This window comes from Desulfovibrio intestinalis, assembly GCF_014202345.1.
Lineage (GTDB): Bacteria > Desulfobacterota > Desulfovibrionia > Desulfovibrionales > Desulfovibrionaceae > Desulfovibrio > Desulfovibrio intestinalis.
In genome coordinates this window covers 553708-578945 of sequence record NZ_JACHGO010000002.1, presented here as the reverse complement: position 1 = coordinate 578945, position 25238 = coordinate 553708, and the positions used below count along the sequence as shown (strand labels likewise).

General features: G+C 52.5%; 21 protein-coding genes. 17 read left to right on the top strand and 4 right to left on the bottom strand.

Annotated features, from left to right (window positions below; all coding sequences use genetic code 11):
- Positions 1–4: 4 nt before the first annotated feature.
- From grdC to HNQ38_RS14145, 12 genes are all read left to right on the top strand, one after another.
- Entirely contained in the window at positions 5–1543 is a 1539-nt protein-coding gene (gene grdC / locus HNQ38_RS05210) for a glycine/sarcosine/betaine reductase complex component C subunit beta (protein ID WP_183718342.1), read from the top strand.
- A gap of 11 nt (positions 1544–1554) precedes the next feature.
- Entirely contained in the window at positions 1555–2721 is a 1167-nt protein-coding gene (gene grdD / locus HNQ38_RS05205; protein WP_183718341.1) for a glycine/sarcosine/betaine reductase complex component C subunit alpha, read from the top strand.
- 101 nt (positions 2722–2822) lie between these two features.
- Positions 2823–3140, top strand: coding sequence for a thioredoxin family protein (locus HNQ38_RS05200; RefSeq protein ID WP_183718340.1), 318 nt, complete (start codon positions 2823–2825; stop codon positions 3138–3140).
- 260 nt (positions 3141–3400) lie between these two features.
- Positions 3401–3877, top strand: a complete 477-nt coding sequence (gene grdA, locus HNQ38_RS05195) for a glycine/sarcosine/betaine reductase complex selenoprotein A (RefSeq protein ID WP_183718339.1) — start codon at positions 3401–3403, stop codon at positions 3875–3877.
- A gap of 510 nt (positions 3878–4387) precedes the next feature.
- Positions 4388–5275 (top strand): dihydrodipicolinate synthase family protein, encoded by an 888-nt coding sequence (locus HNQ38_RS05190; protein ID WP_183718338.1) that lies wholly within the window; start codon positions 4388–4390, stop codon positions 5273–5275.
- Between the two features lie 73 nt (positions 5276–5348).
- Positions 5349–6554 (top strand): NAD(P)/FAD-dependent oxidoreductase, encoded by a 1206-nt coding sequence (locus tag HNQ38_RS05185; protein ID WP_183718337.1) that lies wholly within the window; start codon positions 5349–5351, stop codon positions 6552–6554.
- Positions 6555–6565: 11 nt separating this feature from the next.
- Positions 6566–6877: a 2Fe-2S iron-sulfur cluster-binding protein gene (locus tag HNQ38_RS05180; protein WP_183718336.1), complete on the top strand. Its 312-nt coding sequence runs from the start codon at positions 6566–6568 to the stop codon at positions 6875–6877.
- Positions 6870–8258, top strand: a complete 1389-nt coding sequence (locus tag HNQ38_RS05175) for an FAD-dependent oxidoreductase (RefSeq protein ID WP_183718335.1) — start codon at positions 6870–6872, stop codon at positions 8256–8258. The genes HNQ38_RS05180 and HNQ38_RS05175 overlap by 8 nt, the downstream gene beginning before the upstream one ends.
- A 176-nt stretch (positions 8259–8434) precedes the next feature.
- Positions 8435–9937, top strand: coding sequence for an aldehyde dehydrogenase (locus tag HNQ38_RS05170; RefSeq protein WP_183718334.1), 1503 nt, complete (start codon positions 8435–8437; stop codon positions 9935–9937).
- A 66-nt stretch (positions 9938–10003) separates the two neighbouring features.
- Positions 10004–11011, top strand: coding sequence for a proline racemase family protein (locus HNQ38_RS05165; RefSeq protein ID WP_183718333.1), 1008 nt, complete (start codon positions 10004–10006; stop codon positions 11009–11011).
- Positions 11012–11694: 683 nt separating this feature from the next.
- Positions 11695–12858, top strand: coding sequence for an APC family permease (locus HNQ38_RS05160; protein WP_246387990.1), 1164 nt, complete (start codon positions 11695–11697; stop codon positions 12856–12858).
- The gene (locus HNQ38_RS14145) at positions 12792–13262 is read left to right on the top strand and encodes a hypothetical protein (protein ID WP_246387989.1); all 471 of its coding nucleotides are present in this window, start codon (positions 12792–12794) and stop codon (positions 13260–13262) included. Before HNQ38_RS05160 ends, HNQ38_RS14145 begins: the two co-directional genes overlap by 67 nt.
- A gap of 240 nt (positions 13263–13502) precedes the next feature.
- On the opposite strand, the gene HNQ38_RS14440 is transcribed toward HNQ38_RS14145, so the two are convergent.
- From HNQ38_RS14440 to HNQ38_RS05145, 3 genes are all read right to left on the bottom strand, one after another.
- Positions 13503–14444: a sigma-54 interaction domain-containing protein gene (locus tag HNQ38_RS14440; protein ID WP_343060102.1), complete on the bottom strand. Its 942-nt coding sequence runs from the start codon at positions 14442–14444 to the stop codon at positions 13503–13505.
- Between the two features lie 63 nt (positions 14445–14507).
- Positions 14508–15569, bottom strand: coding sequence for a PAS domain-containing protein (locus HNQ38_RS05150; protein ID WP_183718331.1), 1062 nt, complete (start codon positions 15567–15569; stop codon positions 14508–14510).
- A gap of 749 nt (positions 15570–16318) precedes the next feature.
- A complete protein-coding gene (locus HNQ38_RS05145; protein WP_183718330.1) occupies positions 16319–16987 on the bottom strand; it encodes a Crp/Fnr family transcriptional regulator in 669 nt (222 codons plus the stop codon).
- A gap of 327 nt (positions 16988–17314) precedes the next feature.
- Between HNQ38_RS05145 and HNQ38_RS05140 the strand changes: the two genes are divergently transcribed.
- The gene (locus HNQ38_RS05140) at positions 17315–18763 is read left to right on the top strand and encodes an aryl-sulfate sulfotransferase (protein ID WP_183718329.1); all 1449 of its coding nucleotides are present in this window, start codon (positions 17315–17317) and stop codon (positions 18761–18763) included.
- A 330-nt stretch (positions 18764–19093) separates the two neighbouring features.
- Here the strand turns inward: HNQ38_RS05140 and HNQ38_RS05135 are convergent, their stop codons facing one another.
- Complete coding sequence (locus HNQ38_RS05135) at positions 19094–20626, bottom strand: outer membrane homotrimeric porin (RefSeq protein ID WP_183718328.1); 1533 nt, start codon at positions 20624–20626, stop codon at positions 19094–19096.
- A 332-nt stretch (positions 20627–20958) separates the two neighbouring features.
- Here HNQ38_RS05135 and HNQ38_RS05130 point away from each other — a divergent pair, with 332 nt between their 5' ends.
- From HNQ38_RS05130 to gcvH, 4 genes are all read left to right on the top strand, one after another.
- Positions 20959–22293 carry an MFS transporter gene (locus HNQ38_RS05130; protein WP_183718327.1) on the top strand — a complete coding sequence of 445 codons (1335 nt, stop codon included), beginning with the start codon at positions 20959–20961 and terminating at the stop codon, positions 22291–22293.
- Between the two features lie 92 nt (positions 22294–22385).
- The gene (locus tag HNQ38_RS05125; RefSeq protein WP_183718326.1) at positions 22386–23210 is read left to right on the top strand and encodes a glutaredoxin family protein; all 825 of its coding nucleotides are present in this window, start codon (positions 22386–22388) and stop codon (positions 23208–23210) included.
- Positions 23211–23222: 12 nt separating this feature from the next.
- Positions 23223–24608, top strand: a complete 1386-nt coding sequence (locus HNQ38_RS05120) for an FAD-dependent oxidoreductase (RefSeq protein WP_183718325.1) — start codon at positions 23223–23225, stop codon at positions 24606–24608.
- A gap of 10 nt (positions 24609–24618) precedes the next feature.
- Positions 24619–24999 (top strand): glycine cleavage system protein GcvH, encoded by a 381-nt coding sequence (gene gcvH, locus HNQ38_RS05115; RefSeq protein WP_183718324.1) that lies wholly within the window; start codon positions 24619–24621, stop codon positions 24997–24999.
- Positions 25000–25238: the final 239 nt, after the last annotated feature.

Here is a 25238-nt window from a genome sequence, read left to right as displayed (position 1 = left end):
CATCATGACGACTGTTGGCATCAAGGCTGCCGCGTACTGCCTGAATTTTGCGCCGGAGCTGGCCCTGCATTATGGGGGCACTCCCGCTCAGGAACGCAAGACCAAGCCTGACTCCGAATTTTTGCGTGAACTTCCCAAGCACGCACAAACCTGGGAACAGGCCGCTGCCTATGCGCCCAATAAAACCTATGTGGGCAGCATGAGTCTGGAAGAGCTGGAAAAGGCCCCTGCTCCCTGGATTGACAATCTGGGCGAGACGCAGCGCTTCGGAAAGTTTGGTGAAATCATGCCCGAGGACGAATTCATCGGGCTTATGGATATATGCGACGTCTTCGACCTCATATGGCTGGAAAAAAAGTTTGCGGCAGCTGTAGCCGTGAAGCTGGCCCAGAACCCGGTCATGGGCGAAAAACAGTTGGCCCGGCTGGAAAAAGGAAGGCCCGAGGCCGAACTGCTTGAAGTTATTGAAAAGCACCACGCCCTGCCCCTCTATATCGAGGGCAAGCTTGTGGGCTGCTGCCGCCGGGCACACGATACTGATGAAAATCTCGAAGCAGGCGTCATGCTGGAGAATATGGCCAGCAAGGCAAGCGGTGTGCTGGCTCTGCTGCATCTCATCAAAAATGCCGGCATGGCCCCGACGGACGTGGATTTTGTAGTGGAATGCTCTGAAGAAGCCGTGGGCGACGCCATGCAGCGCGGCGGCGGCAATATGGCCAAGGCTCTGGCTGAAATCGCCGAATGCGTTAATGCCAGCGGCTTTGACGTGCGCGGTTTCTGCGCTGGGCCCGTGGCGGCCCTCATCACCTCTGCCAGCATGGTTGCCAGCGGCGTGCGGCCCAATGTGGTTGTGGTCAGCGGCGGTTCGGTGCCCAAGCTTTACATGAACGCGCGGGACCATATCAAAAAGGGCGTTGTGCCGCTTGAAAACTGCATCGGCAGTTTTGCCCTGCTGCTGACTCCTGATGACGGCCAGACCCCTGTCATGCGGCTGGACGGCATCGGCAAACACACGGTGGGCGCGGGTGCTTCGCCTCAGGCCATCACGACGGCCATCACTTTCGATCCTTTGGCCAGCGTGGGCCTGAAACTTACAGATGTAGACAAGTACGCGCCTGAACTGCACAACGCTGAAGTAACCCTGCCCGCAGGCGCTGGCAACGTGCCAGAGGCCAACTACAAAATGATTGCCGCCCTGGCCGTTATGAAGGGCCAGATTGAGCGCGGGGATATTCCCAAGTTTGTGGCAGAGCGCGGCATGCCCGGTTTTGCTCCTATTCAGGGGCACATTCCTTCCGGCGTGCCCTATGTGGGCCACGCCATTGAAGCCATTAAGGAAGGCCGCATCAAGCGTGCAATGATTATAGGCAAGGGCAGCCTTTTCTTGGGCCGCCTGACCAACCTTGCCGACGGCGCTTCATTTATTATGGAAGCTCCGGGGGCAGGCGCGGCAAAGGTGCAGAGCGTCAGCCAGCAGGATGTGACCGAAATGCTGCTGACAGCGTTGGGCGATATGGCGGCCAACCTGCAAAAGGGTCAGTAGGAGGCAGGCATATGGCTAGTCAAGACAACAAGCGCGCCATCCTTGGCAAGGCTCTTGAGGATCTGGTGACGCGGGCGCGTAGCGGGCGCGAACCGTGCCGCATCGGCCTCATGGCTGCTGGCGGCGAGCATTCTGATACCGAATTTCTTTCGGCTGCCGCTACGGCCATGAAAGAAGACGCTTCTTTGACTGTGGTCGGAGTTGGCCCACGGCCTGCGGGACTTATACCTGCAGGCATGGACTGGATTGAAACGGGCTGCGACGGCGGCGAATTGGCCGCAGGTATGGAAAAAGCCATGGAAGAGGGACGCATTCAGGGTGCTGTGGCCCTGCACTATCCCTTCCCCCTGGGAGTGACCACAGTAGGCCGCATCCTGACCCCTGCTCTGGGCAAGGCCATGTTTGTAGCCTGCACCACAGGCATGAGCGCGTCCCAGAGGCAACAGGCGCTGCTGCGCAACGCTGTTCTGGGCATGGCTGTGGCCAAGGCTATGGGGCTTACGTCGCCCTCGCTGGGCGTGCTCAATGTAGACGCGGCTCCGCAGGTGCTGCGAGCGCTGAACCGTATGGCAGAACGCGGCTATGAACTTCGTTTTGGACAGAGCGTCAGGGGCGACGGAGGCTCGTTGCTGCGAGGCAATGACCTTTTACGCGGCGCTGTGGACGTGTGCGTTATGGATACGCTCACGGGTAACGTGCTTATGAAGCTCTTTGGCGCGTTTACCTCTGGTGGAGCCTATGAAACCACAGGCTGGGGCTACGGCCCCTCGGTGGGCGAAGGCTGGAACCGGGTGGTGAGCATCATATCCCGCGCTTCGGGCGCTCCGGTCATTGCCAACGCCCTGGCGTACACAGCCGCTGCCGTGCGCAGCAACCTGCCCGCTGTGGTGGCTGAGGAGCTGCGCCGGGCCAAAGCCGCCGGACTGGACGAAGAACTGGCTGCCTTTGAAAAGGCCGGGGCGACCCCGATGGCTGAAGTGCAGGCTCCGCCTGCTGAACCCACGGACGAGGAAATTCACGGTGTTGACGTGCTGGACCTTGAACAGGCGGTATGCTGCTTGTGGAAGGAAAAAATATACGCCGAGGCGGCTATGGGCTGCACCGGGCCTGTGGTCAAGCTGGCCGCGGCCAATCTTGAGAAGGCCCGTGAAATCCTGACAGCCGCCGGGTACATGTAATCCTCCGACAGGCGGGCCGACCTTGCCGGGTTGTCCAGCACAGGCCCCGGCCCGCCCTTATCGACAAAGTTTCAACATACGCAAGAAAAGCGAGGTGCATAATGATTATTGTCGACAAGGAAAATTATGAAGCCGAGGTACAGCAAAGCTCCATGCCCTGCGTGGTGGACCTGTGGGGTCCGCAGTGCGGCCCCTGCCTTGCCCTCATGCCCGATGTGGAAAAGCTGGCCGCAGAGTATGACGGCAAGGTAAAATTCTGCAAACTCAACGTGGCGGAAAACCGCCGCCTTGTCATCAGCCTGCGCGTCATGGCCGTGCCCACCATCCTGTTCTACAAGGACGGTGAATGCGTGGCGCGTTTGACGGGAGACGCCGTTTCCCTTGAATCCATCAAGACAGAGACGGAAAAATTGCTCTAGGCAGTGTCAGCACCAGAGCGTTTCCTGTTATCTCTGCGTCGAACATAAGCTTTTGTTTTAGCCGAGCACCCTAAGGGAACACATCGACATTAAAGGCATGTTCTTCCTGATGTGACAAGGAAATTAACCTCGTGGCAACAGTGTTCAGAGGTTTTCGCATCGGCTCCGCCACGACGGAGTTGGCGCGACAACAACGTGGAAGACGGGCTGCCGCATCGGCCCGTACAGATAAAATGCCCATAATCATAAGGAGTAAAGCAATGGCTAAGCTCGAAGGAAAGAAGCTTCTGCTGCTTGGTGAAAGGGACGGTGTACCCGGCCCCGCCATGGCAGATGTCTTCGCCAATTCGGGGGCAGAGATCCTGTTCTCTGCCACCGAATGCTTCGTTTGAACGGCCGCAGGAGCCATGGATCTGGAAAATCAGCAACGTGTAAAGGACGCCGCTGAGAAGTTTGGTGGTGAAAACATCGTGGTGGTTCTCGGTTCTTCCGACCCTGAAGGGGCGGAGATCTATGCCGAAACCGTTACCTTGGGCGACCCCACCTTTGCCGGATCCCTGGCCGGAGTTCCGTTGGGACTCTGCGTGTACCACGTGCTTGAACCGGAAATGAAGGAAGCTGCCGATCCCGCCAAGTGGGATGAGCAGATAAGTATGATGGAAATGGTCCTTAATGTGGATGCCTTGGTGGCCGCAGTGAGCAAGATGCGCGCGGACAACAGCAAGTTCAAGCTTTAAGTTAATAGCCCCATTAGACAAAAGAGTCCCGCGCTCACTGTTTTAGTGAACGCGGGACCAATTTTTACGAATAAAATCATGCAGACCTGGGCATACACGCTAACGTAATCTGTTGTGGGCAGTGTACCCTATCGCCCAGAAAGTATTCCTATCACCCAGAAATCGAGTCCTTCCTACTCTGATTGAATTGCATGCCTGAAAGCCGCCTGCGCCAGTCTGCCATTGGCAATAATCAAAATACAATCTGAAACAGCTTTGTTATTGTAATAATCGCGACATCATTACTGCCTGCTGCACACATCATGCCCATCATCGACGGCAATAAACAGAAGTGAACAATGTGTAGCACAAGGCTACACCTGTAGCATTATGGCGCAACCAACGTGGCAACATCATGCGTCGGCCCTGAACATAACAAAAAAACATCCATATTTTTTATATAGTTATTTTTTAAGTACTGTTGGTAGATTTTTTGCTAGGGACTATGCATAAAAATCCAATGGAGGATACATGAACAACATTCACGGTATTTTCGCAGTAACGGTGACGCACTTTAATCAGGACGGCAGCATCGACTACAGCGCGATATCCAACCATATCCAATGGCTGCTCAAATCAGGCGTACACGGTATCATGCCCGTGGGAGCCACTGGCGAATGGCCTGCGCTTTCTATTGACGAACGCAAAAAGGTTGCCGAGTTCACGATGAAAGAGGTGAATGGCAAGGTTCCGGTCATTGTGGGCGCCATTTCGCCCAATGTTGATGTTTCAGTTGAACTTTCAAAACATGCAGGCTCAATCGGCGCCGCTGGTGTCATGATTCTTCCCCCTCCTGGCGTACATCCCAGCCAGCATGAAATTTATGAATTCTACAAGTACCTCTCCACCCAAAGCCCCCTGCCGGTGATGGTGTACAACAACCCTGGCAGCTGCGGTGTGGCCGTTTCGCCCGAAACCCTGATAAAATGCGCCCAATTGCCCAACATGGGTTTTCTTAAAGAATCCAGCGGTGATATTATGCGCCTTACCCGCTCTGTGGACGAGGTGGGCGACAAACTGGTGGTTTTCTGCGGATGCGAAAGCCTTGCTTACGAAAGTTTTGTCATGGGCGCCAAAGCCTGGGTTTGCGTGCTTGCCAACGTGGCCCCCGCCATGTGCGTCAAGCTGTACAACCTTATTGTTAAAGAAAAAAATCTTGACGAGGCACGCAAGGTATATCGGCAGATGCTGCCATTGTTGCGTTTGCTTGAAGACACGGGCGAGCTCTGGCAGGTGGTCAAGCATTCTCTTACGCTCAAGGGGTTTGGAACGGGCAAATTGCGCCTGCCCCGCCAGCCCCTTTCTGAAGGAGTGCGTATTGAACTTGAAAAAGTGCTCAAACAGGCCGACTTTTGCTAACATTCCTCATGAGGGGCGGCTTGGGGCCGTCCCTCATACACATACCTGAGCAACAAAAGCAAAGGGAACTACCATGAGCAGCAAAGACACCGCCGGAGCCGTAGTTATCGGCGGGGGGGCGGTAGGTACAGCAGTAGCCTGCTATCTTGCCATGGACGGGGTTGATGTAACCCTTGTTGAGCATGGCGAGTTCGCCTGGGGGTCCAGCCGCCGCTGCGACGGCCATGTGGTCACCTACGACACGCCGCCCGGCGCATACAGCCAATTTTGCAAATACGGACAGGATATGTTTCATGCGGCAGAAAAATTTCTGCCAGTAGACTTTGAATTTTCGCCAGAAGGTCTTGGGCTGCTGGTAGATGACGAACGGGATCTAGACGCGGTGTGCGCCAACTATGAGGGCAAAAAAAATGAGGGAGTTGACGTCACTCTGTGGGACAGAGACGACTTACGCCACCACGAACCCAATATTGGCGACAGCATTCTGGCTTGCCTGAATTTCAATGGTGATTGCAAGCTTAACCCCATGCGGCTTTGCCAGGGGCTTGCCATGCATGCGGAAGCCAATGGCGCAACCCTCATGACCAGAACCAGCGTCACAGGTCTGCGTACCGACAAGGGACGGATCACAACGGTTGAAACGGACAAAGGGCTCATCCATACTGATAACGTCATCCTTGCCGCAGGCGTCTGGACGCCCCTGCTTGCCGACATGGTGGGGCTTTCCGTTCCTGTTCGTCCACGGCAGGGGCATGTTCTCGTTACCGAACGCGTGCGCAACCTGGTGGGCAAAAACTATGCAGAATACGGCTATCTTCTGGCAAAGGGAGGCAAAACCCGCAGCGATGCCACGCCTGAAATGGAGCACTTTGGCGTTGCATTTGTGCTTGAGCCCTCGCATGCAGGAACAATTCTGCTTGGCAGCAGCCGCCGCTATGTTGGCATGAACATTCGCCCTGATCCAACGGTCATGCGCATTATCGCGCAGCGCGCCCGCCATTTTTACCCCGCCTTGGCCGATACGAGAGTCATCCGCTGCTACGCGGGTTTGCGTCCCTGCACTCCAGACGCCAAACCCATCATTTCGCCCACGCCTCTTCAAGGGCTTTTTGTGGCCACCGGGCACGAAGGAAACGGCATTGGCCTCTCGCTTATCACGGGCAAGCTTATTTCAGAAATGGTACGCGGTCAGGCTCCTTTTATGGACATCAGCTATATGGCCCTAGACAGATTCGGCACAAGCTCTGTGACGCATTCTGCCGGAACAACCACCGCCTGAGGAGAACAATCGTGTTTGTCAAAGTTACCCCTTCTGCGGCCAGGCAGGTGACCATTTACTTTGAAGGACAGCCCCTTGAGGTTGACGAAGGCATAACCGTTGCTGCCGCCGTGCTGGGATCATCCCACGGCTGGACCCGCACCACGCATGGGGGGCACAAACGCGGCCCCTATTGTCATATGGGTGTATGCTTTGAATGCCTCATGACCATTAACGGCGTTCCCAACCAGCAGGCCTGCCTCATTCCTGTGGCAGAGGGCATGCGGGTAAGCCGCCAGACAGGGGTTCCCAATTTTGACAAGGAGAGTTGCAACCATGCGTAGCACTTGGGATGTCATCATTGTCGGGGCTGGTCCCGCAGGTATGTGCGCAGCCATTGAAACAGCACGCCAGGGTCTGCACACGCTGGTACTTGAGAGGCAGGCCGAACCCGGCGGTCAGATATTCAAAAGCATCGGTTCGTCTGCCCTCGCTCGCAGTCTTGGGGCAGACTATTCTTCCGGCTTGCCGCTGCTGGAAGAATTCAAAAGCTGTGGCGCAACGTTTCTGCCCAGCGCCAATGTATGGGATATCGCCCCAGACAGAGTATATTTCAGCATACCGGGGCAAAGCCGTTGCATGACCGCCCGGCAAGTTGTGCTTGCCACGGGAGCAATGGAACGCCCTGTACCGCTGCCAGGCTGGACCCTCCCTGGCGTTATGGGTTCGGGAGCTTCGGATATATTGCTCAAGTCGGCCTCACTTTTACCGCAAGGCCCAGTAGTGCTGTGCGGCAACGGCCCCCTTATCTTTCAGGCCGCTGTACACATGCACCACTTCAAGGTTCCAGTGGCGGCAGTTCTTTTCACAGGCAGGCTCAGCAACATGCTGCGCGCCATGAAGCATATGAAAGGAGCCTTGTCGCGCCCAGGTTATTTCCTGCACGGCGTGAGCATGGCCGCGCAAACCTTTTTCAAGCAAAAATGTGTTTTCGCTGTTCGCGACCTCAAGATAGAACAGGCAGAACCGGAAAACCTGAGAATCAATTTCACCGCCTTGGGAGGCAGGAAGAAAAGCCTCTCTGCCTCAACGGTGCTGCTGCACGAGGGCGTCATTTCAGAAAGCCGCATCACCCGCCTTGCCCGGTGTCGCCATACCTGGGACGAACGCCAGCGATACTGGCATGTCAGCGCCGATGAATGGGGCCAGACCAGCGTGCCAGGCATACGTACGGCGGGCGACGTGGCCTGCGTTCGCGGCGCAGTTGCTGCACAGAGTGAAGGCCGGCTGGTTGGCCTGGACATCTGTCACGAACTGGGCCGTCTGGACATGACCAACCGCAACCGACGCGCAGAAATCCACATGCGCAGTGTCCGGCAATGCCGTGAGTTGCAGCCATTTCTTGATGAATACTTCGCTCCCACTCCATCCTTGTTACAGCCGACGGACGATGCCGTGGTCTGCCGGTGCGAAGAACTTACGGCCCAAGAACTGCAGCAGACCATCAAGCAAGGCTGTTTTTCGCCAGATGGTCTCAAGGCCCAAGCCCGTCCCGGCATGGGAACCTGCCAGGGCCGTATGTGCGGGCAAGCTGTGGCTGAAATGATTGCCCATACACAGGGGCTGCCTCTGGACCAATTACCGCAGTACACAGCCCAGCCGCCGCTTTTTCCTCTAAGTTTGGGTGAACTGGCGGACATGCCTATGCCCCCAGACCTCAACTAGAGCAGGTTAGCTTTGGGAACAGCACGCTCAAAGTCTAAAGCACGCCTGTTATGGCGCTTAACCACGCAAATTAACAACTCGCGACCTTGCGGCGGGCGCCTGCTCACGCAGCGCCTGGGCATGTCAGAGTGATAATGCCCCAGCCGCCAAAGACTTTTACAACAGGAGAATCCACCATGTCTCAGTTCCTTACCTGCCAGGAATATGAAAATCTGGCGGCCAGCCTGCAATACCCCACCCTGGCCTTTATTGGCGGCAAGTTTATTTCCGCCGCATCGGGTAAAACCTTTGCCACCATCAACCCCGCTACTGGCAAAGAGCTGGCTCAGGTTGCAAGCTGCGGCAAAGAAGACGTGGACAAAGCGGTGGCTGTGGCCCGCAAAACCTTTAATTCCGGGGTGTGGTCCAAAATGCACCCCACAGAACGTAAAAAGATCTTTCTCAAGCTTTGCGCCCTTATGGAAAAACATATTGTTGAGCTTGCGGTGCTTGAAAGTATCGACAGCGGCAAGCCCATCCGCGAGAACCTGTGTACTGATCTGCCTGAAACCATTGAATGCCTTGAGTGGCATGCCGAATTTACCGACAAGCAGTACGGCAGCACTTCGCCTTCAGGCGATCTCAAATGCGGCCTTATCGTGCGTGAGCCGGCAGGCGTTATAGCCTGCGTGCTGCCCTGGAACTTTCCTCTGCAAATGGTAGGCTGGAAGCTTGGTCCAGCACTTTCCGAAGGCAATAGCGTCATCATTAAACCCGCCAGTGTTACCTGCCTTTCTACCTTGCGACTGGCAGAACTGGCGGCAGAGGCCGGGGTTCCCGAAGGTGTGCTTCAGGTGCTGCCGGGCCCCGGCGGCCTGGTTGGCGAAGCGCTGGGCCGCCATATGGATATCGACGTTCTTTCGTTCACTGGCTCCACTGATGTGGGCCGCCGCTTTCTGCAATACTCTGCCGAAAGTAATCTGAAGCGTGTGGTACTGGAGCTTGGGGGCAAAAGCCCCTTTATACTGCTTGAAGACTTTACCGACCTTGAGCACGCAGCTAGCCATGCCTGCTCCGCCGCATTTTGGAATATGGGTGAAAACTGCACGGCCAATTCGCGCATCATCGTGCCTGCACGCAAGAAAGAAGCCTTTCTTGATGCTTTTCTGGCAGCTCTCAGCGAGTGGAAGATGGGCAATCCCCTTGACCCCGCCAACGCGCTGGGCTCAATGGTGAGCGAACAGCAATTCAAAACTGTCATGGGCTATATTGAAAAGGGTAAAGCCGAGGGCGGTCATATTGTCACAGGCGGCAAAGCGGCCCCTATCGGCAGCGGGCTTTTCATAGAACCTACAATTTTTGACAACGTGGGGCGCGACGCTACGGTGGTGCGTGAAGAAATATTTGGGCCTGTTACAGCCATTCTCACGGCCACATCCGATGAAGACGCGCTGGCCATGGCCAATGATACCTGCTACGGCCTGCATGGCTCTATCTTCACCGAATCGCTGACCAAGGCTCACACCTTTGCCAGCGCGCTCAAAGCGGGCACAGTATCCATCAACTGCTTCAGCGAGGGAGACAATACAACGCCCTTCGGCGGATACAAACTTTCCGGCTTCGGCGGCAAGGACAAGGGGCGCGAGTCTCACGACCAGTACACCGAGCAGAAAACCATATTCATCAATCTTGACAGATAGCCACGACAGGCCTGGTCAACCCTTCCTTGCGGTGACTGACCAGGCCTCAACTCAAGAGGAGCCGCCATGAACCTGTCTAACATGATCCAGACGATTGATACCCATACGGCTGGCAATCCAACGCGCAATGTAGTGGCTGGTTGCCCTGCCATTCAGGGAACAACCATGCAGGAAAAAATGGCCTATGCCAAAGAACATCTTGGCTGGCTGATAAGCTCTCTCATGCTGGAACCGCGCGGGCACAGCAATATGTCGGGCACCATATGGGTTCCTCCCTGCAATCCTGAAGCTCATATGGGCATACTCTTCATCGACGCTGGCGGGCTTATGCCCATGTGCGGGCACAGCACCATCGGCTGCGTCACTGCCATGCTTGAAAGTGGAACTATTATTCCTGAAGGCGACGTGTGCAATGTCAATATCGACACGCCCGCTGGCCTGGTACGAACCAGGGCGGAAATGAAGGGTGGTAAGGTAACTCGCGTGACCTTTCGAAATGTTCCCTCTTTTCTGTTCTGTTCCGGGATTGTTGACGTGCCGGGCATAGGTGAAGTGCCTTATGACGTTGCGTATGGCGGCAATACATACGCCATCACCGACGCCAAATATTTTCCGGGTCTGAACCTGCGCTCTGGCTACCGCTCAGCGATTGAAAAGGCCGCCCAGGCATTCGGCGGAGCTGTGCGCAATGCAGTAGATTTCAAGCATCCAGAGCAACCCTTTATCAATGTCATCACCCACGTGATGTTCTACACCAAACCTGACGATCCAAAAGCCACCTACCGCAACACGGTGGTCTTTTTGCCAGACTCCCTTGACCGTTCCCCGTGCGGCACTGGCACTTCGGCCCGGGTAGCCGCACTTTTTGCGAAGGGTGAGCTGAAGCTTAACCAGGAATTCGTGCACGAGAGCGTCATTGGCACGCAATTTACAGCGCGGATTGTGGAACCAGCCACAGTGGGTCCCTGCAAGGGGGGAGTGCCGGAGGTAAGCGGAACCGCCTACCTTACTGGTTTCCACAAGTTTGTTATTGACCCTTCCGACGCGCTAAAGAACGGATTCAGGCTGGACTAACAGCGAGTTATATAAAGAAACGGACATCGGTTTGTGGGGTAAAATGACTCCGCAAAAGAGTGCGAGCTAGCCCGCATTAGTTACATCAATAAGTTCTCACAAACAGCATCCACGGATCGCAGCATTTTTGTTTCTACGCAGGCTTTGCACCATTTGCGCGTCTTATCGCTCTCCCTTGGTGCAAAGCCTGCACTTTTATGTATTCTGCGCGCATGCTCTGACGCCTTCTGCATTGAACAGCATGAAGGCGCAAAAATGCCATAAATATATACTTTGGTAATACCGCAAGGCACGCTTTTACGTTTCAAACGCCTAGCTCTGCTATTGGCAAAATTACTCTCATCCCCTGATTTGCTTCTTTTCAAAGCTTCGGCTGCTCACGCCATAGCAATGGCTGTTCACAACAAACAGACACAAAATACTCTTTACACGTAACCTTGTTTCAAAAAAATACATTTGTAGCATTTTGCTGCACTGCAACAAAATTATAATTTCGAACGATACCGTATAGTTTAATTATTGCAGACAGTTTCATTGTGGCAAATTTTTTGCAACACAATGAAATCAAACAGCATACAACGTTGGTTAATTTTCAATGTGATTACCGAATGGGGGGGGTGGGACAAGGTTTACTTCTAATTTAAATAACACTTGGCACCCATACGCAGGGGGAGGAAGATTTTATGGCTGAGCAAGGTAAGTTCAAAAAGGAATTAAATACTACAGATCTGACTTTTGTAGCCTTGGGAGCTATTTTTGGGTCAGGGTGGCTGTTTGGCGCAAGTTTTGTGGCGCAGTATGCGGGCCCTGCCGGTATTATTTCTTGGGTCATTGGTGGTATCACAGTATTCTTCCTTGGCCTTGTATACTGTGAGCTTGGAGCAGCCTTACCCAAGGCTGGCGGCATTATTCGCTTTCCTGTGTTTTCCCACGGTGAACTTGTGGGGTATCTGCTTGCCTCACTGACAGTCATTGCCTTTTCAAGCCTTATTGCCATTGAAGTTGTAGCCGCGCGCCAATATGCTGCAGCATGGCTACCCTGGCTTACAGCTGATCCTTCAGGCTCGCCAACTCTGGCAGGCTGGATAGCGCAACTTTTGCTGACAATCCTTTTCTTTATAATCAACTATAACGGTGTAAAATCATTCGCTATTGCCAATAATATCATCAGTCTCTTCAAGTTTGTGGTGCCTGCGTTGGTTATGATAGTGCTGATGTTCTACTTTCAGCCTGAAAATCTTACTGCGCACGGCTTTGCACCATTTGGAAGCCACGGTGTGCAGATGGCAGTAACCGCCGGGGGCGTCATTTTTGCCTATCTTGGCTTGACTCCTGTGGTTTCTGTGGCCAGCGAAGTAAAAAATCCCCAGCGGACCATCCCCATCGCCTTGCTGTTATCCATCGTACTTTCCACCATTATATATATCGTACTGCAGCTGGTTTTTCTTGGCAGTATTCCCCCGGACATGCTTTCTGAAGGCTGGGGCAGCATAGCCGCAAAGTTTTCTCTTCCCTATCATGACATTGCTTTGCTACTGGGTCTTGGTTGGCTGGGTATACTTGTAGTGGCCGATGCAGTCATTTCACCCGCCGGAACAGGAAATATCTACATGGTCGCGACCCCCCGGGTCATTTACGCATGGTCGCGCAGTGGCACATTCTTTAACCGGTTTTCTGCCGTGGACAGAAAATCGGGCATTCCCCGTCCTGCTCTTTGGCTCACACTTGGGCTTTCCATATTCTGGACAATGCCCTTCCCCCCTGGAAGGAACTCATCAACGTGGTTTCCGGCGCATTGTGCCTCAGTTACGCCCTTGCCCCCATTGCCTGCGGCGCACTGCGCATAAACGCTCCTGACCTCCCCCGCCCCTTCAGGGTGCGCGGATTGAAGATCATATCTCCGCTGACCTTCATCATTGCATCCCTTATTGTGTATTGGTCGGGATGGAGCGTTATTTGCTGGCTGTTCCCCATCGAACTACTGCTGTTTGTTGCATACATTCTGGCCAGCAAAAAAGTGCCGACCCAACACGTAAGTCTTCAGCAACAAATCAAGTCGACCCTCTGGCTTGTGGCCTACTACATACTGACCTTGATCATTTCCTATCTTGGATCTTTCGGCGGCAAGGGAATCTTGACCTCGCCCTGGGATGTTGTCGCTATGGGGCTTGTAGCGCTTCTCTGCTACTATTGGGCTATGAAAACATGTCTGCCCAAGGCCAATATCACCGAAGCCCCCGACGCTGATTAGCTCTTTTGCGTCCACCCTTAACTTCATGCGCCGTAGCCTCCCCGTTACGGCGCATGTCTCTGTTGTTACAACAAGGCAACGTGCTTCAAAACATTTTTTCCCCTAATACGCGCAGAGCAGATAAACATCAAAAGTGTTTATCTGCTCTGGCTGCCAGAATACTATGACACGTCCAATACCAAGTATGCGTCGCAATCGCAGGGGTGCTCAAGCCCTGCACAAGTAGCGGGCCTCCAAAAATTATTGTCCCAAACCGTATTTTTTCATTTTCCGGTACAGAGTCGTTCTGGCTATGCCCAGAGTTTCAGACGCTTTGCTAATATTTCCGCCGGATGCCTCAAGAGTTTTTCGCACCAAATCTTCGCACAGGTCGTCCATAGAGGTGTGCCCAAGGGGTATATGAGGTTTGGCATCAACCAGAACATTTTCATGCTGTTCGAAAATATGGCGCGGTAAGCAGTCAAGCCTGATGGAGTTACCGTCTGCGAGGATACACGCTCTTTCACAAACATTTTGCAGTTCCCGCACATTTCCCGGCCACGGATATGCCTTGAGCGCTTCAATCACGGCCGGCTCAATTGTAGCCAGAGTCATACCCATTTCCTTACAGAGATTGCGCCAGAACATCTTTGCCAGCAATTCAACATCGCCTTTGCGCTCACGAAGAGGCGGCAACTCTATTTCCACAACGTTAAGCCTGTAGTAGAGGTCAGAACGAAAAGTTCCGGCCTGCACCTCATTAGCCAGATTTACGTTGCCCGCCGCAATTACGCGTGCATCAAGCCGAACGAGGCGATTGCTGCCAAGAGGCGAGAATACCATTTCCTGAAGTACGCGAAGCAGTTTGGCCTGAACAGACAGGGGCAAGCTGTTCACTTCGTCTAAAAACAGTGTTCCGCCATTGGCTGCTTCAAGCCGTCCCTTTTGTCCCCCCTTCCGAGCACCGGTGAACGCGCCCTCTTCATGACCAAACAGTTCGGCTTCAATAAGATCATTGGGAATGGCGGCACAGGAAATACCGACAAAAGGCCGTTCAGGGTTGCTTCCTGCATTATGGATGGCCTGAGCGAACAATTCTTTGCCAGTACCGCTTTCACCATAAATGATTATACGCGATGCTAACCGGGAAGCTCGCCGGGCAAAGTCAATCGCCTGCCGCAAGGTATGGCTTGCCCCAAGAATGTCTGTGAACTGGTATCGTGCGGTGTGAACTGACGCGACCTCACGGGCCGCCTGAGGATCTTTTCACGGAGACGGGGACGAAGTGCCATCCCGGTTTCTGACTCTACCGCCTGCGCTGCTGGAGTCAGGATTCAGCGAAAGAGCCATGCCCACAAGATTTCCTTCATCCAGCTCTACTGGTGAAAAGGTGCAGGCAATGCGCTGAGGACCGTGCTCTGTAAGAAACGTCAAACTGTCGTGCCCCAACCTTTGTCCAGACAGTGCCAGCTGCAGACGCTGCACGTCAGAAGGACTTACAAGTGAAGTTGCACTTCTGCCCGACAGCTCCAGCCCGCGTGACGTGAACAATTTCGAAGCGTGCCTGTTGGCGTGAGTGATGCCGCCATTATCGTCGAGCACCAGCAAAGGATAGCTCAACGAATCGTGCGCACTGCGTAATAAGGCTTTAAGCTTTTGCCCGGTAACTTCAATGTTCTGTTGCCGCACCCGCATGCCGATATAGTTGGCGAAAGTGGTCACCATTGCGAGCGCCTGTATGTCAGGGCTTGCAATGTTGCCTGAAATGGTCAGCACAGCCAATACGCCAGAAGCATCGGCCAGAATAGGCGCAGAGGCGCAACGCCACGAATGCAGGCCCGCATTATAATGCTCGTAACCAAATATTTGCACAGGGCGGCAACGCTCCAAAGTCATGCCAATGGCAGAAGCTCCAACCTTGTTGATGCTTCTGTCAGCGCCCGGCATATTGTATTGGGTACGGGCCATATCCAAGAGATCTTTATCACCCACAGTAGCGATAATATGACCGGATGGCGCGGCAAGAATGGCCATATACCCGGTGCCTTGTATGCATGAATTCAGCATCTCCAGCACAGGGGACGCCGCAGTGAGCAACGTGGCAAATTCGTCGTACAAGTCGTCCAAATGCTGTCTCTCCAGCACCGGAACATCAGGAACCCGCATGGGGTCTATACGAGCGGCCCTACTGAGCAACCATCCGTCCAAAATATGATCAGGCACGCGCCCACGGATTTCACCACCATCGATAAAATCCTTCCAGGCTTCATGAATGCTTTGCTGATATACGGGATTATGGGGGGAAACCTCGACCGGAAGACACCTCATGTTGTCACTCCTCCTGATCGTGTAGCGGGAATAAAACAAAGTTGTAGCATAACGCTACAATTATTAAATATTGTATCAATCCGAACTTTTTTGTGCAACACAGATTACTTTGATAATATCAACACTATTTACAGCGGTTTTTTATTAGCATTGAAAAGATCTCCACGCAAAACATTCACATTTAATTTATATAGTGTAACAAATTAACATATAAATAACATACCATTATAATAAACAATTGAGCTTCTGAACAAAAATCATGCTTAGTTTCTCATAAAAAAATTTGATGAATGCTGAGCTATAATCGGTAACGTCCAGTTTTGCCGAATATAGCGATAATTGAACACGTGATTTACTCACAATCTATGCTTGGCATTCCAATTCGGAGGGGAGAGCAGAAATATCCAACCTGGGGTTGCTGCTTTATAAGGCATTGGCACAATAAGGTGCCACGCGAGGCTGACAAAAAATTTTCACGAAGGGGATATAATTGGGATAATACTGAAGTAGTCTTGATAAATCACATAAATCATCAGATATTGAAAACTTGCTGAAGCTTATAGCAAAACCCTCTGGCTTTAATTATCACTTCTACTCTTAGTTTTGCATGGTCGCAGTAGATAAAAAAACGCAATTCACGCGCCAATCTCTCTTTGTCAGACCACCACCAAAACAAGGCACGGCATACAAAAGGTATGTCGTGCCATAAACCTCAATACTTGAGTGGCAATTTTCAATGCCTACTTTCGTCACATGCTGGCTTCTTCAAAAAAAGCGTCTGGCTGTAAGATAATCACGTCAGAACTGTTTCTGTCAAAATCCCATATGCCTTCTGCCTGCCACTGGCGCATCACCTTGTGGATGGAAGTACGGTGCATGCCCAGCAGATCTGCCATTTCGCGGTAGGACATATCGCGGTGAGCACATAGTGGATTTGACCCCGGCACAATTCGCGAAGCAAGGTACTTGCAAACTCTGGTCAGGGGCGATTCCAGGCTGAGCGATACGAGTTGCTTCGCCAATAGCCCGACCTTTTTGGAGTAGCTCTCACAAAGATTGATCAAAAGCTCGGGTTTTTCCCTACTCAAAGCCTCAACATCTTGCCTGGAGAATGCATGCAGGTAGCAATTTTTTGTGCACTCATGATAAAATCTGACCCGCCGAGCTGGAAACCGGCTTATCATAGAGCTTGATTCAAAAAGTACAGTTTCATTAAAGCAGCAGCCGTTACCCAGATACCACAATGTTTTTTCATTACCTTTAGCGTCCAAAGCCATCAAACGCACCCTGCCGCTGAGCAAATAATACATCAGCGGCGATTCATCGCTGAACCTCCAACCTTTTCCCCATCGCCGCGGCTTGTCGCTAACTACCTTGCCCCAGCATTCATTATGCTTAAACAATTCTATAAAAGACATGATTTCCTCCTGTGCAAAGAGGTTCTATTCTGCACTCGCGTCCTAGCATAGCCATAAGAAGAAACATGTATAGTACCATTTTAAGACAAAAATTTAAAAACAAATTAAATATTTATTTATAGGTATCGATTAAAAGGCAATTCAGGCCAAGATAGCAGCTTGTTCATAAAAGAACGTTACCCCGCTTTTTTTGTGAATAGTGTTGCACGAACTACAATTTTTACGGTCAGCCAAGGCTAATGTGCAAGGCACGAGAAGGCTTGACGACAGTAAAGCAAGAAGCAAGCCCGATTGTGTAAAAAATAACCTTGCCGAAAGGAGAGTTACATGGGCCATCCGACTATCTATCCCACAGGAGTTACAGTTTATAACCCGGAAAAAGCATGGAGCGGCTTTACTATTCTGCAAGCTCCCGATAACGGCGCCTTACTGATTGGCATGAATGGGCACGAAGTTCGTATGTGGAAGGACCTGCATGGCTTTCCCAATAAAATGTTTCCCGGCGGCATGCTCATGGGCAGCACCGGAACCCGTCATCCCAAGCATGGCCTGCAAGACCAGCTTGATCTTGTGCAGGTAGACTGGGATGGAAATATCGTGTGGAAATTCGACAGGGCAGAATTTGTAGAAGACCCGGGCAGCGAAGGCCGCTGGATGGCGCGCCAGCATCATGATTTTCAGCGTGAAGGCAGCTCCACGGGCTACTATGCCCCAGGTCAGGAGCCCAAGATAGATTCAGGCAACACGCTTGTTCTGTGCCATAAAAACACCATTAATCCCTACATCAGCGACAAAATGCTTGTCGATGACGTCATCTACGAAGTTACATGGGACGGCGACATCGTTTGGGAATGGAACTGTGCAGACCATGTAGAAGAAATGGGCTTTACCGAAGCAGCTCGCAACGCCATGTGCCGTGACCCCAACTTCCGCGGGGGCACCATAATGGAAAATGCCCCGGGCGTTGGCGACTGGATGCACGTCAACTCCATGTCCACGCTTGGCCCCAACAAATGGTTTGATGCAGGCGATGCCCGCTTCCACCCGGACAACATTATCATTGACGGGCGCGAAACCAACATCATTCTGATCCTGGACAAAAAGACGGGCAAAGTTGTCTGGCAGCTTGGGCCCGATTATGACCGCACGCCCGAAGAAAAAGCCATCGGCTGGATTATCGGCCAGCATCACGCCCATATGATTCCTCGCGGCCTTCCCGGCGAAGGTAACATTCTGGTATATGACAACGGTGGCTGGGGCGGATACGGCAACCCCAACCCTGGTGCCCCCCGAGGCGTCAAGGCTGCGCAGCGCGACTATTCCCGCATTCTTGAAATAGATCCCGTGGCCATGAAGATTGTGTGGCAGTACACGCCGCATGAAGCTGGCTTCCTTGTTCCGCTTGACGCCTACCGTTTCTACAGCCCCTTCATCAGCTCGGCACAACGCCTGCCGAACGGCAATACACTGATATGTGAAGGATCTGACGGCCGCGTATTTGAAGTGACCGCCGAACATGAAATCGTTTGGGAATACATATGCCCTTACAAGGGGCACATCAGCCTGCCAATGAACTGGGTGTACCGTGCATATCGCCTTCCCTACTCATGGGTACCCCAGGCGGAAGTTCCCGAAGAAAAAGCCATTGAACCAATGAGTGTAAAAGACTTTCGCGTAGCTGGAGCAGCCCCCTTTGGCGCCATGTCCACAGTCAAAGTCAAGGGCACCATTGGCTACTACAGCGGCGCTGGTCACTGCGTGGCTGCTACCGAATAAACCGTCTCCATACCCAATCCCATTGCCATGAGACCCCGGATATGCCGCCGGGGTCTCTTTTTTATTCTGGCAGTTACGAAAACGTAGTGCCAACAATTTTTATCTTCAGGCAGCCGTGCAGCTACAATTCCAGATCCATACGCGACCTGAAGAACGTAAGCCTGCTCGGCTAGCCTCGGCACGGATAAATAAGTCATATAGATCAATACCCGCAGCCCGATTTTGCGGCGGTTGTACGATATGGCAGTTTATTGGGGGCAAAATAGCAAAGGCCCCTGAACAGAAGATTTTATCCGCCGTCAGGGGCCGCATGACCGATCGGTAAAAAGGCTAGAAGGTATAGCGGAACGACACAGAAACGCGCCAGTTGTCATCAAACTGTGAATCCTGGGCACCGCGCCACGTATCTGAATCCAGGTGCAATTTAACGTAAGCGCCTTCCAGGTTTACCTGAAGATTTTCATATATCTTATAGGTATTGGAGAGGCTCGCTTCCCACGCATGGTCGGTTGTCGTCAGATAGGCCATAGGCCCGTCTGCCCGTGTGGGATAAGAAACCATGTTGGCCTTACGCGGCATATCCGAACTGTTGGTGCCGTGAAAATAGGCAAGCTTGAGAGTGTGCTTCAGGTCATCAATGAAGCTCACATCCTTGATGCTGCCCACAAATCCCATCATGCCGCCGGGGTTATGCCCCAACACCTTCCAGGAATCCAGGTCAAAGAAACCGCCGCCAAAGCCCAAAGGCGTCACTGGCCACGGCGTATTAAAAACGGGCAACCGTTCAGAACCATTGTACGGGTTGTCGTCGTCGCCGCTGCCATACCAGGCCAGCACTCCCGGCGTACCCCAACCGAGCTTGTAATCAACCCGCATGGCCGCATACCAGCCCTGGCGCAGAAGCTGAAAGGTTTTACCAGCGCCCTTGGGGTCAAACTGGGTGTAGTTTTTTAATTCGCCCATATCCACACGGCCATATGTACCTTCAACGGCAACATCCCAAGGCTCCCACTGGCTCAGATTGACCGTCAAACCACCCCACCAGCCATTTCCCCAGGTATTGCCAGCATTGCGGTAGTTCTTTTCAAACGTCTGGAAGTAATTCATGCCGCTACCAAGTATGGGCATAAGCCCGCCACGGGGCGCGTAGATAGCAGGTTCGCGCTGAGAGGCATTATCATTTATGCCGCGCAGGCTGTTTTCCCCAATAAGGGCGTACATTCCCCAAGGTGAAATTTTTATTCCTTCTGCCTTTATGGGCAGTACAAGGGCAAAGACATCCAGATTATCCAGGTAATTTTTTTCAAGACGTCCGCCTTGGGTATTCTGGGAATTGTCATTGTAGGGCCTGCCCCAGAAAAATGTAGAACCAATAGAAAAATCATTGTTTTCGTAAATTGGAGAATTGACCGTAATGCCGGACGTAAATTGCCCGTACACGGCGCTCCAATCGGTTACGAAACCGGGCAACAACAAAGGCTGTATGCCCATTCGGATTTTGGTTTCAGTTTGTGGCACCCGCCAGTCAATATAGGCAGCACGAATGCCAACGACATTACTGCCGTCACCTCCAAGAGCCGCACCATCCTTGGCTGATCCCCAATACTGACCATTTGTGCCTACGGTAACAATCAGACTACCTGACACGTTTTCGCTGGCTACAGCGTCCAATTGAAAGCGCAGACGCTGCAAAGCTTGAAAAGAATCACTTCCTTTCACGCCAAGCGGAATAACGTTGGAAGTTTCAAAACTGACGTCAAAGGCCCCCTTAACCTTAAAATCTACGGCATTGCCCCGAACTGCAATCAACATGAACACGGCACAGAACAGCAGGCAAAACAATTTGCTGCCAAAAGTTTTCATGGCTTCTCCTGTGAATATAGGTGCACCCCCTGCACCCCCGCTTCATTCACAGGACAATGGCTTTTTAATTTTTTCACATGTGTCGTCTGGGCAACACTTTTCGCAAATAACCCCTTTTTTCACATAATTGTTTATTGCTTTTGCGCTAAATATGGAAAGACTTGGCTCGCACAATAATAAATTTATAAAAAAAAATGAAAAAATGTTGCTCAGCCTACAACAATACGCAACTAACTAGTTAATAAAAGTACAACCTCCTGCTCCCGTTGAAGTAGAAACTTTCGCCAACGCACAAAATTCATGAATAAATCCTAGCGCCAAAGGAAAAACCCATGCCAGGCCAAGAGAGAATACGCAACAATTACTTCGACGGACTTCAAGTCACCGGTCGCCATAAAGCTGTATTTTTCATTATTATGGTGGCCTATTTTTGCGAACAAATGGACAACTGGAACTTCGGCTTTATCGCCCCGGCCCTGATGCAGCACTGGGGGCTGACAATGCGTGACATTGGCACTGTCACGTTTTGGTATTTTACTGCCATGACATGCGGCGGCTTTGTGGGCGGGTTCATATCCGATCTAATTGGACGCCGAAAAACATTTCTTATTGCCATCACCCTGTTTTCGACGGCGTCCATCATCAACGGATTGACGGACGACTTTCATGTTTTTGTAGCTTCACGGGCTCTTACGGGATTTGGGGTATTTTGTCTTATGGTTTGTTCCCAGGCCTATATTGCTGAAATGGCTCCAGCGGAAAGCCGGGGGAAATGGCAAAATCTCGTGGCGGGTGTCGGCTTTTGCGCCGTGCCTGTCATCGGCATGCTTTGCAGAGCTATCATTCCACTACATGAAGAAGCATGGCGCTACATATTCTATCTTGGCGGTATGGGCTACATCGCCCTGTTTATCGCCTGGAAGTACCTGGATGAATCCCCACGCTGGCTGGTAAGCCGTGGGCGCATCAAGGAAGCGGAATTTGTCATGCGCGACCTGACTCATCTGGATATTGACCTTTCTGAAGCTGCCAGCAAAGGCGCTACAAAAAAGCCGCCCATGCGTGAAGTTCTGCTGGGTATGATCAGCCAGAAGTACATCAAAAGAACACTGGTCATCCTTGTGTTGGTGCTCTGCACCAACCCCGCGACTTTTGTAGTGACAAACTGGACTGCCACGCTGCTCAAGGCTCACGGCTTTACCCTTGAAGAATGCCTGATGGCTACGACCCTCATTTCAATCGGCGTTCCCCTGGGCCTCTTCGCCTCCAGCGCCTTTACCGATATGGGCGGTCGCAAGATACCGCTGGTCATCATGCTGGCTGCAATGGCGGTGCTGGCTCCCATATTTGGCAATGTCAGCTCTTACTGGACCGTTGTAGGCGTAGGCGCTCTGCTCACTGCCTTTGTTATGGGCCTGGGATTCACAATTTTTTCCTATACGGCAGAATCCTACCCCACCCATTTGCGCAACACCGCCACGGGGTTCCATTCTTCCATTGGCCGTCTTGCCGTGGCCTTTTCCCAGCCGCTCATTCCTCTAGTCTACGCGGCATACAGCTTTGACGGCGTGTTTTACATATTCAGCGCGCTTTGCGTTGTGCCAGCTCTTGTGCTGGCCCTGTGGGGCGCCCGTACGGGTGGCAAGTCTCTCGAAGATATTGCCTGACCTTCAACCCAAATCTATTTCAGACTGCCGGGCGGGCAGATTCATCTATCAAGACTTGCCTGCCCGGCTCACTTAATTCCAAGGAGAATGCCGTGAGCATCACCCTTTACACCGCGCCCGACTGTATTCGATGCAAAATTGTTAAAAACTTTCTTGCCGAACGCGGGCTGGACTACGACACCATTGATTTCAAAGCCGATGCGCAAGCATTTAACACTTTTTACCGCACCAACCGCAAATCCATTTACCGTAACCCCGAAGGTGTGGAATTTCCTCTTTTTGATGATGGAAAGGTTATCAAGCAGGGATCAGGAGAAATTCTGGCCTATCTACTTTCCGGTCAAGTTCTCGAGAGCTGCGTGACCAGAAGCGACATGCTACACGGTAAAATTTCTGGCATCTACCCTTCCCAGTGCCCTGATGGACAAGAAGAAAATATGCTTACCCTTGTTGACCGCCTTGCAAAAGGCGGCCTGCAGGTATGGCTGCAAGTGGATGGACGCAAGCCCGCGCTGCTGCAAAATTTTTTGTGCAACAAGGACGTGCGTGTCATTCTTAATGTCGTGGGCGGAAACGCCAGCACAGAGCGCACCCTGGGCGGCGCCCCCACAAAGAGTGAACTTGCTGAAACCATTGACCTTGTGCGCAATACGCCGGAAGGCATCATCCGCTTTTTTGCAGTTCCCCAGTCACGCGAGGACGGCACATGGTCCTGGCCTGACAGGTCCGAAGCCGTTGCAGCGGCTCAAATGGTGGCCGAGGCCTGCAACTTGCCTACCCTGCCCTACAGTATCGACGCCGTTACGCCAGAAATGGCCTGGGATATGCGCGGGCTTGAGGCGCTGCCGGAACAAACGCTGCTCATATATCGTTCCGCTTCACGCCAGTTTCTGTTCAAAGCCGACATCGCCAAGTAAGAGGATCATACCGTGCAATCATATGATGTTATTGTAATTGGCGGCGGGCCTGGCGGAACTACCGCAGCCCGTATTCTGGCCCAAGCAGGCAAGAAAGTAGCATTGATTGAAGACAAGCACTGGGGAGGAACCTGCCTTAACGCAGGCTGCATTCCTACAAAGATGTTGCTTGGGGCAACGGTCCCGCAAAGTCTTTTACATGCCCAGGAACGAGTGCGTCTCGCCCAAGGCTCTATACAGGTTGACTTCGCTGCTCTGCAAAACCGTGTCGCACGCTTTACCAAGGGAACAAGCCAGACCCTTGCAAAAACGTTGCTTGGCCTGGGTATTACTCTTTTTGAAGGTATCGGTGTTTGCGCGGGACAAAAGGATGGTCAGGCCTGCATACAGGTCACCACAGACGAAAGCCTTGCTGAGCTGACAGGAAAGAAGGTCATTCTGGCCTGCGGCACATCATCCGCAAGCTTCCCCGGCCTTGTGCCCGACCACAACAATGTTCTGGATAGTACGGATCTTCTGCGTATTCCGGCTGTTCCAGAAAGCCTGATTGTGGTGGGCGCAGGAGCTATTGGTCTGGAAATGGCAGATTTTTTTTCAGCTATGGGCAGCGCCGTTACTGTAGTGGAGGCCGCTCCGCACATAGCACCTACAGAAGACGCAGACATAGCCAAAGAAATGCTTCGTGCCCTGACCAAAAAGGGCATTGCCTGCCATGAAGGAACAAAGGCCAAAAATTTAACGTCCGTTGACGGCAAGGCCCAACTGGAGCTTGAGGATGGCACCGTCATCACGGCAGCCAAAGCCTTGATCGCTGTGGGGCGCTTTCCCAATACGAAAACCCTCGCTGTTGATAGCCTTGGCGGCAGCCTCACAGCTCGCGGCTATGTTCAGGTGGACGAAACCCTGCAAAGCGCGCCCGGCCTGTATGCCATCGGGGACGTTAACGGACTCACCCTTCTGGCGCATGCGGCAGAGCATCAGGCCGCCTATGTGGCCAAACACATTCTGGGCGAAACAGAAGGCGCGTATGTGCCCGGCCCCGTTCCATCCTGCGTATACGGCAGTATGGAAATCATGCGCGTTGGCAAAACCGCCAGTGAGCTTTTGCGCCAGGGCAAAGCTGTGGACGTATCCCAGGCTGCACTTTCAGCCAACCCCATTGCTCAGGCCAGCGGAGGCACAGCAGGTTTTGTAAAGATTGTTTGGCACGATGGTCAAATAGCAGGTATCGCCGCTGTCGGGCACGGTGTATCGCACCTTGTGACAGTGGCCCAATTGCTCATAAAGGAAGGATACACAGAATCCAGGCTGGATGAGGTCATGTTCGCCCACCCAACGTTGGATGAAATAATGCCTATGGCCATACGAGCGCCCAAATCCACTGCATCCAAGATATAAGGAGAGCAATATGCACTTTCCAGACGACAGGCTGTATCATTCAGATCACCTTTGGGCACAAGAACAGCCAGATGGGTCTTGGCTTATTGGCATTACAGACTATGCCCAGGATCAGCTTGGCAGCGTAATATTTGTGGATCTGCCGCAAATGGCAGCCAGCTTTGAACAGGGGCAATCCTGCGCATCTATTGAGTCTGTAAAAGTGACCAGCGATGCCATCATGCCCATTGCTGGCACAATTGCAGAAACCAACGCAGATCTTGCCGACACCCCTGAACTGCTTAACAGCGATCCTTATGGGCAAGGCTGGCTGGTACGCGTCACTGCTGGCAGCCATGCTGCGGGAAGTTGCCTGAACAGTAGCGCATACACTGCTCTTATCAAGCTATAAAACCCACAAAATAAAACCGGCAGGTTACTGGTGTAGTTATACCAGTAGCCTGCCGTTTATCTATTAATCTCGCCACATGCGTGTCGTACACAGGCTACAACAGCCATAAACTTTGTTGTTTTTGGTGGATTGGCCCGCTTTGCAGGGCAACGCCAGAGAGTTTTTGTAAATCATTCTTTTGTCCAGCTGGCGGCGTTGAAAGGCCATTTTTTACTCCAGTCATGTACCCTGGCAATACA

Bases quoted from the DNA above. Each gene is read 5' to 3' on its own strand.
- HNQ38_RS05150 (WP_183718331.1), bottom strand. From the start codon at position 15,569: ATGAGGTGTCTTCCGGTCGAGGTTTCCCCCCATAATCCCGTATATCAG.
- HNQ38_RS05145 (WP_183718330.1), bottom strand. From the start codon at position 16,987: ATGTCTTTTATAGAATTGTTTAAGCATAATGAATGCTGGGGCAAGGTA.
- HNQ38_RS05190 (WP_183718338.1), top strand. From the start codon at position 4,388: ATGAACAACATTCACGGTATTTTCGCAGTAACGGTGACGCACTTTAAT.
- HNQ38_RS05160 (WP_246387990.1), top strand. From the start codon at position 11,695: ATGGCTGAGCAAGGTAAGTTCAAAAAGGAATTAAATACTACAGATCTG.
- HNQ38_RS05140 (WP_183718329.1), top strand. From the start codon at position 17,315: ATGGGCCATCCGACTATCTATCCCACAGGAGTTACAGTTTATAACCCG.
- HNQ38_RS05175 (WP_183718335.1), top strand. From the start codon at position 6,870: ATGCGTAGCACTTGGGATGTCATCATTGTCGGGGCTGGTCCCGCAGGT.
- grdD (WP_183718341.1), top strand. From the start codon at position 1,555: ATGGCTAGTCAAGACAACAAGCGCGCCATCCTTGGCAAGGCTCTTGAG.
- HNQ38_RS05185 (WP_183718337.1), top strand. From the start codon at position 5,349: ATGAGCAGCAAAGACACCGCCGGAGCCGTAGTTATCGGCGGGGGGGCG.
- grdC (WP_183718342.1), top strand. From the start codon at position 5: ATGACGACTGTTGGCATCAAGGCTGCCGCGTACTGCCTGAATTTTGCG.
- gcvH (WP_183718324.1), top strand. From the start codon at position 24,619: ATGCACTTTCCAGACGACAGGCTGTATCATTCAGATCACCTTTGGGCA.
- HNQ38_RS05130 (WP_183718327.1), top strand. From the start codon at position 20,959: ATGCCAGGCCAAGAGAGAATACGCAACAATTACTTCGACGGACTTCAA.
- HNQ38_RS05165 (WP_183718333.1), top strand. From the start codon at position 10,004: ATGAACCTGTCTAACATGATCCAGACGATTGATACCCATACGGCTGGC.
- HNQ38_RS05200 (WP_183718340.1), top strand. From the start codon at position 2,823: ATGATTATTGTCGACAAGGAAAATTATGAAGCCGAGGTACAGCAAAGC.
- HNQ38_RS05135 (WP_183718328.1), bottom strand. From the start codon at position 20,626: ATGAAAACTTTTGGCAGCAAATTGTTTTGCCTGCTGTTCTGTGCCGTG.
- HNQ38_RS05170 (WP_183718334.1), top strand. From the start codon at position 8,435: ATGTCTCAGTTCCTTACCTGCCAGGAATATGAAAATCTGGCGGCCAGC.